This is a genomic window from Rhizobium mongolense USDA 1844, from assembly GCF_000419765.1.
Classification (GTDB): Bacteria; Pseudomonadota; Alphaproteobacteria; order Rhizobiales; family Rhizobiaceae; genus Rhizobium; species Rhizobium mongolense.
This window is the reverse complement of the sequence record NZ_ATTQ01000011.1, coordinates 244,951-258,067: the sequence shown is the minus strand read 5'-3', so window position 1 is coordinate 258,067 and position 13,117 is coordinate 244,951. Positions and strand designations below refer to the sequence as shown.

Genomic DNA, 13,117 nt, shown 5'->3' with positions numbered 1-13,117 from the left:
GGCGCCGGGGGACTACTTGCCGGGCTGGGCCTTTTGGCCATTCCAGGCGTCGGGCCTGTCGTCGCAGCCGGTTGGCTCGCCGCGACCGCGGCTGGCGCCGCNGCTGGCGCAGTTGCTGGCGGAGTTACAGGCGGCCTGATTGGAGCGCTCACCAGTTCGGGAGTCTCGGAAGAGGATGCTCACCTCTATGCGGAGGGCGTGCGTCGGGGCGGGACGCTCGTGACTGCAAGGGTGGAAGAGGGTCGGGTCGCTGAAGCCGAAGCCATCCTCCAGCGCTCCAACTGGGTGGATCCGACCGAACGCCGCCGTGCCTATATGGAGGAGGGCTGGACACGGTTCGACGACAGTCTCGATCCCTATAGCCCCGAGCAGATCGAACAGGAACGGAACCGCTACCGCCGTAACGCACTCTAAGGAAAGCGCGGGATTGAGAGCACGAATCTCTTTGGGTCTGCCTATGATGTCGCGCGACTTGAGTTAGGCTGGACACTTTTTTCGGGAAGCGGCGACCAGACGACTGGCGATCGCGCCTTGGCCCCACATCGAGCCTTGTCATAACCGTCCGGTCGTTGCCCCGAGCCCTGGGGCACGAGATTCGATCTGCCCGGTCCGAAGCGGACTCCTGCGACCCTATGGCGGGCAGCCTGGAGGAGCAACTTGCGTCAGCAAGCGATTGAGCGAGATGGTGGCTGAGGGACGGAGTGGGCAATGCCTTCGCATTTGATCCGCGACACCAATTATGATGCGGCGACCCGCACACTCTCGGTCTGGCTGGTCACCAGCGAGAACCGCTACGACTACGAGGATGTTCCTCCCGACACATATGCGGCGTTTCGGCGGGCCTTCTCGAAGGGAAGGTTCTTCAACGCCCATATCAGGAATCGTTTCACATATCGAGTTTCCAAGGGGGAGTGACGTGTTGGCCCTCTGGTGGGTGTGGCGAGAAGGGTCCGAGCCAGGGACGGTACGCCGTATATGGTGGACGGTTGTCCCGAACCACTGCCGAGCGAGCGTTCTTGTCCTATCTGGAACTTCCAAAAACCCTAACGCCGGATTCGGACTGGCAGTGGACATACCCTCATCGGTACATGGCGCATAGGAGTGAGAGCTGCGATTGGGCCCAATCGCGGGCGATCTGTTGGGTTTCTGTCAGGCCGGACAAGAGCGCGCCAATTTCGCCGCTGATTTCAAGGTTCGTATCTTTTATCCGGCATTCAACAGTATCAAGCGTAATCCTTGCCACAACCTGACTGTCGAGTGGCGGCGTCTGAAAAAGCGCCTCTGAATCAGCCTCGCACGTCAGCAATGCCCTTGCTGTGACTGAGGAGACACTGCTCGAAACGGAGCAGAAATCGACAGACTCCACCTGAAACCGGGCGGTTTGATTTGGACCGACGGGGATCTGTTCGCACAGCTGCAAGGCAGCAATTGACCTGGCGATCCTTGGCCACTCTGGGGTGTCGAGGGCTGATCGGCAGTCTGCTGAAACTGGAGCATAAGACCAAAACGAGATTGCTGCCGCAACGCAGCAAGCTTTGGATTCTCTGGAAAATCGCCCCCTCATTGACCATCCTCGTTGGCCGAGATGTCGATTTTACGCTACTTGGCGACAGTCAACAAAGGGTTCCGTCCGAAGACCGGACAACAAAAATTGAGAACTGGGCTCTTGGAGGCTGCCTTCGGAAGCGGCCGCAGAAGTCCTGCTTCGACGCGGGGTGATTTCTTTCGCCCTCCCACCAAAGGCTGCCGATAGCCATAAACGGTGCGCAGGTGAACCGATGCTTGGCCTTACGATATTTCGTGCCCATAGCTCAAAGAATGCCGAGGCAGGGACGAGGCACCTCTTGCTGTCGCCGAAGTAGCGGCTTCCGAACCGGAAATTGAAGGCTGTTCCGCCTCTCTTGCCTGCCGGCGGCCGGAAGCCGTCGTTCATGGGAGACAGGCTGACGATGCTCTCACCGGGCGCGCGCATGACCAGGCTCGTATCGCCGTGCAGTGGGGGACGCATCCCTTGAAATTGGCTGGCACAGGCCGTCGTCGCGCCGAAACGTCATTCTGACACCATTTGCCGCCCTCTCCGAGACGGCATCGAGGCGATGACTGGCGGGCGACGGATGAGGCAACCTGAAATCTGTTTCCAGATCAGTGTCTCTTAGTCGAGGAGTTCAAGCACTTTCAGGAAGTGCGGATGACGACGGATCGGGTCGAGATCCGAGTCGTATTTCACCCACCTTTTTGTTTCGTGGGTGGCGCGCGGGAGAAGTTCCACTAGCAGGCCGATCGCTCGTTCATGTTCACCCTCGAGCGAGTAAAAGCAAGCCACGTTGTATTTCGCCAGGCGGTCGTCGGGATCGATGGTCAAAGCGCGCCCTGCCCATTCCTTAGCACGATCAAGCTCACCAAGGGCCGCGAGACCCAAAGCCCCCAGGTAGGCGGCTCTCGCGTTTTCCGGACGCAAAACGAGCTCACGCTCGGCGCGCGCAACACCTTCACGCGCCGCTATCTTCATTTCCTGCTCGCGCCCGAGCGATCGGAGAACGTTAATGAGCACAAGCAAGGCCTGGTAATCGTCAGGCTTGATCTCTGCGGCGCGCTGGAAAAGCCTGGCCGCTTCGTCCAGTTTGCCCTGGGTGAAGCAGGCGCGGGCATAGAAGTAATAGGCTTCAAACAGATTGGGATCGAGGGCAATTGCCTGATCGAACTCTGCCATCGCTTCCGGATGTCGCTCGCGAAGCGAAAGAGCGAGGCCGAGTGAAGCATGCGCTTCTGCGAGACCGCTCTCAAGATCCAGCGCCTTGGCGCTGGCCGCCAGAATGCCGTCGATTGAGACATCAGCGTTATAGTGAAGGAAGAGAAAGGAATCGCAGTCCGCAATTCCGGCGTAGGCTCGGGCATAGCGTGGGTCGAGTTCGACGGCCATGGCGAACATGCGCTTCGCCAGGACGTAATGAGATTTGGAGTGCCAGTGCAGGAAATGCCGTCCTCTAAGGTAATACGCATAAGCCTCGAAGCTCCCGGTCGGGGCCTGACCGATGACTTTCTTCTCCTCGGGCAACAGCTTGACCTTCAAGTGGTCCACGATGGTATGGGTGATTTCGTCTTGAAGGGCGAAGATGTCGGTGAGATCACGGTCGTAGCGATCGGCCCAGAGATGACCTCCGCCCTTGCCCTCGACGAGCTGCGCGGTGACGCGCACACGCGAGCCGGCCTTGCGGACGCTTCCTTCCAGAATATAGTTCACCCTGAGGTCCTGGCTCACCTGCTGTACCGTCGCCGGCTTGCCCTTGTAGGTATACACCGTATTGCGCGCGACGACGAACAGACCGGAGATTTTCGACAGGTCGGTAATTATGTCCTCGGTGATCCCATCACTAAAATATTCTTGCTCGGAGTCGCCGCTGATGTTGTTGAATGGCAGCACCGCGATGGACGGCTTTTCGATCTCCCAAGGCTCTTCTTGGCTTGCATCCGAGCCGCTCGGAGCCGGAGGAAAGTCCAGGGAGATGCCATAAGCGCGCACGGGCCTGTCGATATTCTTGAGCGTCTGCTCGCCCATGTCCTCGAACCGAAGATCGAGCCGGTTGCCGACATTATCTCGGACGGCTGCAGAGACCGCGATTCCGCCCGGCGTCGCTATGCTTTCAAGCCTCACCGCCACGTTGACGCCGTCCCCGAAGATGTCGTCGCCCTCAACGATCACGTCCCCAAGGTTGATGCCCATGCGCAGCTCTATTCGGCTGCGCCGCGGCACACCCGCGTTACGCTCTAGCATGCCCCGCTGGACTGTGGCCGCGCAGGTGACCGCATTCACGACGCTCGGAAATTCCGCCAGAAATCCGTCGCCAGTGAGCTTCACGATGCGACCCTCACATTCGGCGATCTTGGCGTCGATCAGTTCCTTGCGATGCGATTTCCACGCCGCGTGAGTGCCTTCCTCGTCCCGGCCCATGAGTCGGCTATAAGTTACAACGTCTGCGGCGAGGATTGCCGTCAAACGTCTGTGCACCGTCGGATCGTCCATGTGACCATCTCGTCTCCGTGTACTGCCACGCTCGGGGTGCCATAATTCCAGGCCGATCCGATCATACTCCAGCGGTTGATGAATGTCTCTTTTTGCTGCCGCCAAGACCGTCGAACTTGCGCTTTCGGGCCGTTCCCGACCGCCGATATTGAAGAGGGTGCGGGTCAAGTTCCATAATTTTTACGCGGTCTTAAGAGAGCCTTGTTCTTCCGAAGAGTTGAAACTGCAGCGCGTCGAGATCTGTCTCACGGGCTAAGGAAAAAAGACGGCAATCGAGATGACTGCGGCCGGTTTTCGGTTGCCGAGTAAACCAATCCAGTCTGTTGAGGTCCAACTGGATGTCCTTTACGTGATCTGGACGGTGGCTTTAGGGTTTCCTCCGGAAGATGAGAACGCGGTCTTGGAAGCACGACGGTTTTCGCTATAACGGATAGGGTTCCAACGAGGCTCTTCCATGACGAAGGTTTTCAATCCGCCGTCGGTTCGCCGTCCCTTCGGCAACTATAATCACGGCCTGCTGGTGCCGCCCGGAGCTTCGTTGCTGGTGACATCCGGTCAACTCGGGATAGGCCTCGACGACACGGTGCCCGGGGAGGTGACGGCGCAGACCGAGCTGTGCTTCGAGGCGATCAGGGCTATACTCGAAGAGGCGGATATGAGCTTTGCTGATGTCATCCGCATTTCGGGCTTCCTGACGCGGCGCGAGGATTTTCCGGCCTATATGGCCGTGCGCGACCGCTTTACCGCGGACCTGAAGCCCACGTCGACGCTGATCATCGTCAGTGGCTTCACCCGGCCGGAATTTCTGGTCGAGGTCGAAGTGACGGCTGCTAAGGTTTTCTAGAATCGCTCCATTGCCGTCTTCACCTTACCAAGGAATGCAGCGCGCGTTTCCGCCGTGCAGTTGTTCATGTCGTAGTGGGCGAGGAAAGTGACCGGCCTCAGCGGGCTTATCTGGGCGCGCAGCACCCGCTTGACGATCTTCTTCGGCGGATTGCCGGCGACGAAGGCGCGAAATGGCGTGGCGCCGTAAGTCAGGACGGCTGCTAGTTTTTGGATGTGCCGGAGCCGCGATTGCACCTGTCCGTCAACCAGCTCGAAAGACACACCCGGCAGCCAGACCCGGTCGAAATATCCTTTGAGGATCGCCGGGAAACCGAAATTCCACACGGGTGTGACGATGACGAGCCCTTCCGCCTGCTTGAGGCGATCGACATAGGGTTTCACCAGCGCGATATTCTCCGGATATTCGTGATAGACGAGGCGATCGCCACGGGAGAGCACCGGGTCGAAGCTTTCCGCATAAAGATCGCAGCCATCGACCGTGTGTCCGGCCGTGGCGAGACTTTCGAGCGTCTGTCGGTAAAGGGCTGCACCGTAGCTTGCTTCCACCGGATGGGAATGAAGGACGAGAACCCTCATGAGGGCTCCATGATGCTGGCAAGGCCCGGGAACAGATAGTTCTTGCCTGCCGAGAAGTCGAAATTCGGGTTATCCCAGGCAATCATCTTGCCTGGATTGAGCAAGCCCTTAGGGTCCGTTTCATGCTTGAAAGCAAGCTGAATCTTGTCGGTCCGCTTCATGCCGCCCTCTTCCAGCGTATAGCGGTGCGGATTGAAGATCGGGCAGCCATGCTCCTGATGGATCTGGATGATTTCCTCGAGCCGCTCTTCCGTCGTGTAGCGCACCAGCGGCAGGCCGGAGCACTGGATCTGGCCGTCGAACCTGATGAATTCGAGATGCCCAGGCACTTCATCGCCGAAGATTTCGACCATCTTCTGAACCTTCTCGACATGGTCCGGTCCCGGATACTGGACCTGAAGATAGGTGAATGTCGGATCGATCTTCAGCGCACGGAGCGTCGTGTGGTTCCAGGCAAGCTCGTAGGCATGCGGAATACCCCGCATGCTCTCCACCTTGTCGGAACGGAAAATGATCTCGCCGTTCTGCGATGCCGCAAAGGCAAGAAACGCATCCATGGAATGCGGGGCAATCATCAAGACGACGACTGATTGATCCTTGCGGATGTAGGGCCTGTGGCGGCTGAAATAGTCATGCGGGATCGGGGCGGCAATCGGCGCGATTTCCTTGACGAGGACGCCGTTGCACCGCGCCAGCTTATCGGAGAAGCGGACGGCCGTCATGAAATCGTCATAGCCGACCAGCACGTCCACCCAATCGTAGGCCGGCGCGAGCGGCATTTCGATCTCGGTGATGATGCCGTTCGTGCCGTAGGCGTGGCTCACCTTCTGCAGGTCCCAGCCCGTCAGGTCGAGCACCCGCGGTTCTGCTTCCATGGTAACGACGCGCAGCCGCAGGATATTGCCGAGGTCGCGCAGTCCACCCCAGGTGATCGAGCCGACGCCGCCGGAGCCGCCAGCAATGAAGCCACCGATCGTTGCGGTCTGGGCCGTCGACGGGTGGAAGCGCAGTTCCTGGCCGGAATGGGCCTTCGTCTGCTTGTCCAGTTGCGCCATGACGATGCCCGGCTCGCAGATGACGCGCCCAGGATGGATTTCCTTGATCTTGTCCATGGCCGCAAGATTGAGCACGATGCCGCCGGAAAGCGGCATGGCCTGGCCGTAATTGCCGGTGCCGGCGCCGCGCGGCGTCACGGGCACGCCGTGTGCGAAGGCGACCTTCAGCGCCTGGATTACCTCGGATTCGTTTTTCGGCGTAACGACGAGATCAGCGGTCACGTTGTCGAGCTGGGCCTTCAGGATCGGCGAGTACCAATAGAAATCGCGGCTCTTTTGACGCACGAGCGCTGGATTGTCCTCGATAGCTATGCCTGAAAGTTCCTTTTTGATCTTCTCGTAATCCGGCATGTCAGGCTCCAACGACACTATCGAGTTCACGGTAATCCGGCAGGCTGCGGTCGATCACCTTGCCGCGCCGAAGCACGACGCGGTCAGACTGCGGACGGGAGAGAAATTCGCTCCAGCGCCGGGCGCTGAAGAGGACGAGGTCGGCCGAGCTCCCGGGGGCGATCCGGCCGATATCCGGGCGGCCGACGATCGACGCTGGCGACGTGGTGATGATGCGAGCCGCCGTATCCAGAGGATGATCGAGATGCAGGATGCGTACCGCCTCGCGGAAAACCTCGACCGGATCAAGATCGCCATAGGCATAGAACGGGTCGCGGGTATTGTCGGACGCGACGGCGGTCTTCACTCCGGCTTTGGCAAGCTCCTTGAAGAGCGTCACCCCACGCCATCGTGGCGTGCGGTCCGGATGCCGGTCCTGGAGGTACATGTTGCACATCGGAAGCGAGATGATCGACAGGCCGGCCCTGGCGACCAATTCGACAGTTCGCTGAGCAAGATCGTCGTCCTGTCGGGCGAGCGAGCAGCAGTGACCTGCCGTGACCTTGCCCTGAAAGCCGTTGCGGATCACTGAGTCGGCGATTGCGTTTAGCGTTTCAGCGCCCGGATCGTCCGTCTCGTCTACATGCAGGTCGACGTCGAGCCCACTGTCTGCGGCCGCACGAAAAAGCGTATCCAACTGCCAGACGAGGTCTGGTCCCATCTTCGTGACCCCGCCGAGCAGGCCGCCGTGATTGCGAACGACCGTCACGAGATCGGCGAAATAGGCCGCATCTGTCATGAGTTCCATGGGAAAGAGCGCGACAGCTTGCAGCGCAATCCTATCCTTCCAGGCATCCCGCACGTCGTCGAAGACATCGAAGGAAATCCTGTGCTGCGGAGCGATAGAATCGAGATGCGTGCGGATGAGGCTGGTGCCGTGGGCGTAGGCGGAGCGTAGCGAGAATTCCATTCGCATTCTGACGTCTGTGGCGGACCAATGCGCCTCCCGATCGACGCGCACCGCCTCCAACGCTCCCATGAAGGTGCCGTCGAGGTTGGCGTTGCGGGACCAGATATGTCCCTTGTCGAGATGCGTATGAACGTCCACGAAGCATGGCCAGGCCATGCCGCCCTTAAGATCAGACCTTGCATAGTCCGCGGGTGCTTCGCCTGGCGGCAGAACGGCGGAAACCAGACCGTCTGCGACGACGATATCAGCCCTGACGAGACCCTCTTCGGCCGGTGCCGCGTAGCCGCTGACAGCTGCCGCCGGAAGCGTTGCATTGCTCAGCACGAAACGGCCGGCATTGGGAGGTGAGATGAAGGAATAGGTCATTAGTTTTCCCGTTTCAGGCTGCTTTCATGCCAGCGATGCAGGCTGAGCCAGGAGATGAAGGACGTGACGGCAAAGATTGCGACGCCGAGCAGCGACAGCATCAGCAGCGCCGCGAAGAGTCGGGGTATGTTCAGCCGATACTGGGCCTCGAGCAGGCGAAAGGCGAGGCCGGAACCGGCGCCGGCTGAGCCGGCAGCGAATTCCGCCACAACAGCGGCAATCAGCGCAAGCCCGCCACCGATCCTGAGCCCTGTCATGAAATAGGGCTGGGCTGCAGGCAGCTTGAGATAGAGCAGCGTCTGCCACCGCGTGGCACCGTAAAGCTCGAAGAGATTGATCAGATTGTGATCGACGCTTTTCAGGCCCTGGACCATGTTGGAAAGGATCGGAAAGAAGGCGACGAGGAAAGCGCAGATGAGGAGCGCCACCTGCGTCGATGGTGCATAAATGAGGATGAGAGGCGATATAGCCACAATCGGTGTTACCTGCAGGATCACTGCAAGCGGGTAGAAGGCGATCTCGATCCACCGGGATTGAACGAGGAAAATCGCAAATCCAACGCCGCCGACCAGTGCCAGCATCAGCGACATGAAGGTGATCTTGGTTGTGACCCAAAGGGCGGGGGCGAGCGTGCCCCAATCCGTGGCAAAGGCATTGGCCACGGCGATCGGTCCGGGCAGGATATAGGGCGGAACACCGGAGAGCTTAACATAGAGCCCCCAAATCAAGACAACAACGGCTATGACGGCGAAGGGCACGGAAATGCGAAGCGCCAGATCACGCCGCTTGGGGTTGGGCCGATTGGGGATCGACGGCGCGAAGGCGTCGGCTGTGTCCATCTTCAACGATCTTCCTTTGCAGCGTTGATTGCCCCGATCAGCGAATGGGAGACCGTTTCGCAGGCGCGCCGGTATTCTTCCGAGGTGCGATAGTGCGCGTCGCGCTCGCGGCTCGTCATAAGCGAAAGATCTGCATGAACCCGGCCGGGGCGCGCCTTCATGACAACGATGCGGCTAGACAGATAGGCGGATTCGAAGACGGAGTGGGTGACGAAGATCACGGTGATGCCCGTCTCCTTCCAGAGCCGCAGTACATCGTCGTTCAGCTTCTGACGGGCGATTTCGTCGAGTGCCGCGAAGGGCTCGTCCATCAAAAGAAGTTTCGGCTTGGTTACGAGCGCACGGGCGATCGAGACGCGCATCTTCATGCCGCCGGAGAGCTCGCGCGGATAGGCGCCGGCGAAATCCTGCAAGCCGACGGTCGCAAGCGCGCTCATGATCTGATCGCGTGCCGCGGCCTTTGAAACGCCGCGCAGCTTTAGTGGCAGATGGACATTGCCGAAGACATTCTTCCACGGCATCAGCGTCGGCTCCTGGAAGACGAAACCGATATCGCCTTCAGGAAGTCCCTTTGCGTTGATGCGCGAACTTGGCCAGTCGATGCTGCCGGACGTGATATCACCAAGGCCGGCGATGATGCGAAGCGCAGTCGACTTGCCGCAACCCGACGGGCCGAGCAGGCTGATGAACTCGCCAGTCTCGACCGTGAACGACATGCCAGAAAGCGCGACCGTTCCGCTGGAGAAAACCTTCGAAACGGATTGCATGGCGACCAGCGGCCGTTTGCGTTTTTCAGTCAGCGGCGCCGTCTGGACTTCGGCTAGGGGCATTGCGGGTCTCTTTGTTTGAAGAGGATGCAGCTTGACGCTGGGGCGCGGCAAGCTCTTCACACAGTCCAGTGGCTTACTTTTTCAGCGACATGCCGGTGCCCTTGCAGACGAACTTGGTCGTAAAGGCCTTGGCATAGTCCGTGTCTGCCTTGAAGATCTTGATCGCCACCATTTCGTCGAAGAACTTCTTGTAGTGCGCGTCGGTGATGCAGCCGATGCCCTTGTCCATGGCGTCGCCGGATTCAACGATGCCGAATTCCTTCATCTTGGCAATGGAATAGGCGATCTGACCATCCGTCATTTCCGGATTGTCCTTCTTGATCAGCTCATTCGCCTTGCTGTTGTCACTGTAGAGGTAATTGTACCAGCCTTCGATCGAGGCATCGACGAAGCGCTGGACGACGTCCGGCTTCGTGTCGATCATCATCTGGGTCGTTGTGATCATCGTGGAGTATGGGGTATAGCCGTTGTCGGCGAGCAGGAACACCTTCGGCTCCCAGCCCGTCTGTTTCTGGATTTCGTAGGGTTCGGACGTCAGGTAACCTTGCTGGGCAGACGCCTTGTCGGCGATGAACGGTCCAGGATTGAAGTTATAGGGTTTGTACTGTTCGTCCTTGAAGCCTTTGTAATTGGATTTCATCCACTCGAAGTAGGTCAGGTAACCGTCCTTGCCGAGGAAGAGCGTCTTCAGCTTGCTCAGATCCTCGAAGGTCTCGATGCCGGCATTAGGATGCGCAATCAGCACCTGCGGGTCTTTCTGGAATATGGCTGCGACATCCACCAGAGGAATGCCTTGCTCGACGGCGGTGATTTCGCCCTGTGAACCGCCCATGTAGAAGTCGATCTTGCCGGATATCAGCAGCGCGCTGTTTGCTGCATTCGGGCCGCCCTGAACGATGCTGACGTCGAGACCATACTTCTCGTAGGTGCCGTCGGCGACAGCCTGATAGAAGCCACCATGCTCGGCCTGCGCCAGCCAGTTGGTGCCATAGCTTACCTTGTCGAGCGCGTGGCCCGGCACGGCCGTGGCGATTGCGCCCCCGAGACCAAGGAATGCGGCGAGTGCAATATTTTTCAGTGCATTGGACATGTTCGGCGTTCCCCTATCGTGCCAGGGATTGCCCTTACCGGCACCCCATTTTCTTTATTTGAGCGATTGCGTTGCTCTTTGAAAAGCATCAAAATTCGTGCGCAACGATGCCTTTTTGGCATCTCAAACGGTGCGCGTTCCTAATTTGGGCTGCGTGCTTAAATTTGATGCACCGAGGGCGCGCGATGCTGCATTCCAGGAAGCTTCTCTACATCAACGAAATTGCGCGGTCGGGCTCTATCCGCAAGGCAGCGGCACGCTTGAACGTCGCTTCCTCTGCCATCAACCGGCAGATCCTGGCCCTGGAAGCGGAAATGGGCGCTCCGCTCTTCGAGCGCCTGCCGCGCGGCCTCAGGCTGACTGCGGCCGGCGAACTGTGCATAGAACACATTCGCGAGGTTCTAAAGAATTACGATCGTTTGGAGGGCCGCATCCGCAGTCTCAGGATGCAGCAGGCGGGCAAGGTGCGTCTGGTAACGACGGTCGGACTTGCCGCCGGGCCGCTGGCGGAAATCATCAGCCGCTTTCAGTTGGAACATCCGCGTGTTTTCTTCCAGATCAGGAACGATGCCGGCACGATGACGGTCAATCCCGTGCTGTCAGGTGAGGTGGATATCGGCCTCGGCTTCAATATTCCGGCGACACCTGGAATACGCACTCTCGGAACTTTCGATATCCCGATCGGCGTTGTCCTGCCACCTGGCCATCGGCTTATCGGTCCCGGTCCGATCAACCTGACGGACGTGGTGCAGGAGCGACTGGTGCTAGCCCAACAGGGCACCAGCCTGCGCGAAGTGATCAATCTTGCACTTGCGCGGCTCGATGTTCATGTCGAGCCGGTGCTCGAGACCAATGCTTCGGAGATGCTGAAGAAGCTGGTGAAATGCGGGGCAGGGTTATCGATGCTCAATCCGCTCGACGTGATCACCGAGTGCCGAAAGGGGGAACTGGTTTTCCGTCCGGTCGCCGAGCCGCATGCGCGCCAGCAGCCGATGAAGTTGTTTGCCCGTGTGCGTGCGCCGCTGGACGCTGCAACGAGCCTGTTCGTGGAATACCTGCTGGCAGAGCTTGCCGGCCTTGTGCAGGAACTTCAGGTCAAGGGGCACATCGCGCCCGACAAGCCGGCTGCCAGTTGACCTTATTTCGTGTAGAGATTTGAAAGAGGATAGAGCTTCAAATCATAGAGCATCTCGATGAAGCCCTTCACTTGATGTCGGCAGATGGCTGCGCCCTTTTCCGCCGTGCCGCGCGAGGCGTCGCCGACGACGCCGTTGGGATTGAGATCATGCGCAATCCACGCCAACGAATGCGGGGGTAAAGGCTGAATATAGTTCGACCGTTCCCGCATCCATTCGGCTTTCGAGGCAAAGTTCTGTGCCTTGTCCATGCGCACCAGGTCCGGCCGGAAATGCAGCATCAGGGAGGTCTCCACCTCGCCGCCGTGAATACCGTATTTTGCTTCGTGTTCGCTGATCATGCATTCCGGATGTCCGAACCGGCCCCACTGGGTCGACAGCACGGCCATCTGGTGACGGACGCGCAATTCGCGCGCGACGATGCTCATAATGTCGACATTGCCGCCATGCGAGTTGACGATCACCATTTTGCGGATGCCAGCTTCCGCGACCTTTGCGCCAATCGCGGTCCAGACCGGGATCAAAAGTTCGGCACCAAGCGAGAGCGTGCCCGGGCCATAGATATGTTCGTTCGCCTTGCCGATCTCCTGTGTCGGCAGGACCAGTATGTCGAGGTCTTCGGGCCGCTCCTTACGCAACACCGCAAGCATTCCGTTTGCGATTGCGACATCGGTGGCGATTGGTAGATGCGGCCCATGCTGTTCTGTCGACGCGATCGGCAGGATGGCTATGGTCGTGTCGCAAGAAAGCGCCGCGAAGTCAGAGGTATTGAGCTCGTTCCAGTAAAATGGCATCGCCATTGCCGCATCCCTTCCTTGGCCTTCCACTATTGAGTAGGGAACCTGCGTGCATGCGAAAAGCATCAATTTGCGCCAATGCCGATGCCTTTTTGCGAGAGGTGCCAAGAGTCCAGTCTAAGGCTTGCCCAGGTGGCGCTCGGAATAGTTTTTCGGACACAGGTTCTCGGTCACAATCCGAAGAGAAAATGCGGTTCGAAACGCGCGCCTTCGGCCAATGGCCGGTTGCGCCGCAACGTAGGTTCATGGGTCGAACTCTTC

At 59.1% G+C, this 13,117-nt stretch carries 13 protein-coding genes; 5 read left to right on the top strand and 8 right to left on the bottom strand.

Annotated elements, in window-relative coordinates:
• The 3 genes from A3C3_RS0122420 to A3C3_RS45420 form a co-directional block, all read left to right on the top strand.
• A partial coding sequence (locus tag A3C3_RS0122420) for a hypothetical protein (protein WP_022716829.1) occupies positions 1 to 414 on the top strand: 414 nt, incomplete at its 5' end.
• Positions 415 to 708: 294 nt separating this feature from the next.
• Entirely contained in the window at positions 709 to 915 is a 207-nt protein-coding gene (locus A3C3_RS0122415; protein WP_022716828.1) for a KTSC domain-containing protein, read from the top strand.
• A 199-nt stretch (positions 916 to 1,114) separates the two neighbouring features.
• Positions 1,115 to 1,285: a hypothetical protein gene (locus A3C3_RS45420; RefSeq protein WP_022716827.1), complete on the top strand. Its 171-nt coding sequence runs from the start codon at positions 1,115 to 1,117 to the stop codon at positions 1,283 to 1,285.
• 867 nt (positions 1,286 to 2,152) lie between these two features.
• On the opposite strand, the gene A3C3_RS0122400 is transcribed toward A3C3_RS45420, so the two are convergent.
• Complete coding sequence (locus A3C3_RS0122400; RefSeq protein WP_022716826.1) at positions 2,153 to 4,021, bottom strand: TPR end-of-group domain-containing protein; 1,869 nt, start codon at positions 4,019 to 4,021, stop codon at positions 2,153 to 2,155.
• 454 nt (positions 4,022 to 4,475) lie between these two features.
• Here A3C3_RS0122400 and A3C3_RS0122390 point away from each other — a divergent pair, with 454 nt between their 5' ends.
• A complete protein-coding gene (locus A3C3_RS0122390) occupies positions 4,476 to 4,865 on the top strand; it encodes a RidA family protein (protein ID WP_022716824.1) in 390 nt (129 codons plus the stop codon).
• On the opposite strand, the gene A3C3_RS0122385 is transcribed toward A3C3_RS0122390, so the two are convergent.
• From A3C3_RS0122385 to A3C3_RS0122360, 6 genes are all read right to left on the bottom strand, one after another.
• A complete protein-coding gene (locus A3C3_RS0122385; RefSeq protein WP_022716823.1) occupies positions 4,862 to 5,443 on the bottom strand; it encodes an NAD(P)H-dependent oxidoreductase in 582 nt (193 codons plus the stop codon). The two genes, A3C3_RS0122390 and A3C3_RS0122385, sit on opposite strands and share 4 nt — an antisense overlap.
• Positions 5,440 to 6,849: an FAD-binding oxidoreductase gene (locus A3C3_RS0122380; protein ID WP_022716822.1), complete on the bottom strand. Its 1,410-nt coding sequence runs from the start codon at positions 6,847 to 6,849 to the stop codon at positions 5,440 to 5,442. The genes A3C3_RS0122385 and A3C3_RS0122380 overlap by 4 nt, the downstream gene beginning before the upstream one ends.
• A 1-nt stretch (position 6,850) precedes the next feature.
• Positions 6,851 to 8,164 (bottom strand): cytosine deaminase, encoded by a 1,314-nt coding sequence (locus A3C3_RS0122375; protein WP_022716821.1) that lies wholly within the window; start codon positions 8,162 to 8,164, stop codon positions 6,851 to 6,853.
• Positions 8,164 to 9,003, bottom strand: coding sequence for an ABC transporter permease (locus A3C3_RS0122370; RefSeq protein ID WP_022716820.1), 840 nt, complete (start codon positions 9,001 to 9,003; stop codon positions 8,164 to 8,166). Before A3C3_RS0122370 ends, A3C3_RS0122375 begins: the two co-directional genes overlap by 1 nt.
• Before the next feature lie 2 nt (positions 9,004 to 9,005).
• Positions 9,006 to 9,833, bottom strand: coding sequence for an ABC transporter ATP-binding protein (locus A3C3_RS0122365; RefSeq protein ID WP_028739897.1), 828 nt, complete (start codon positions 9,831 to 9,833; stop codon positions 9,006 to 9,008).
• 73 nt (positions 9,834 to 9,906) lie between these two features.
• The gene (locus tag A3C3_RS0122360; RefSeq protein WP_022716818.1) at positions 9,907 to 10,923 is read right to left on the bottom strand and encodes an ABC transporter substrate-binding protein; all 1,017 of its coding nucleotides are present in this window, start codon (positions 10,921 to 10,923) and stop codon (positions 9,907 to 9,909) included.
• Positions 10,924 to 11,108: 185 nt separating this feature from the next.
• Here A3C3_RS0122360 and A3C3_RS0122355 point away from each other — a divergent pair, with 185 nt between their 5' ends.
• Positions 11,109 to 12,059 carry a LysR family transcriptional regulator gene (locus tag A3C3_RS0122355; RefSeq protein WP_022716817.1) on the top strand — a complete coding sequence of 317 codons (951 nt, stop codon included), beginning with the start codon at positions 11,109 to 11,111 and terminating at the stop codon, positions 12,057 to 12,059.
• 2 nt (positions 12,060 to 12,061) lie between these two features.
• Here the strand turns inward: A3C3_RS0122355 and A3C3_RS0122350 are convergent, their stop codons facing one another.
• Entirely contained in the window at positions 12,062 to 12,859 is a 798-nt protein-coding gene (locus A3C3_RS0122350; RefSeq protein ID WP_022716816.1) for a creatininase family protein, read from the bottom strand.
• Positions 12,860 to 13,117 lie beyond the last annotated feature (258 nt).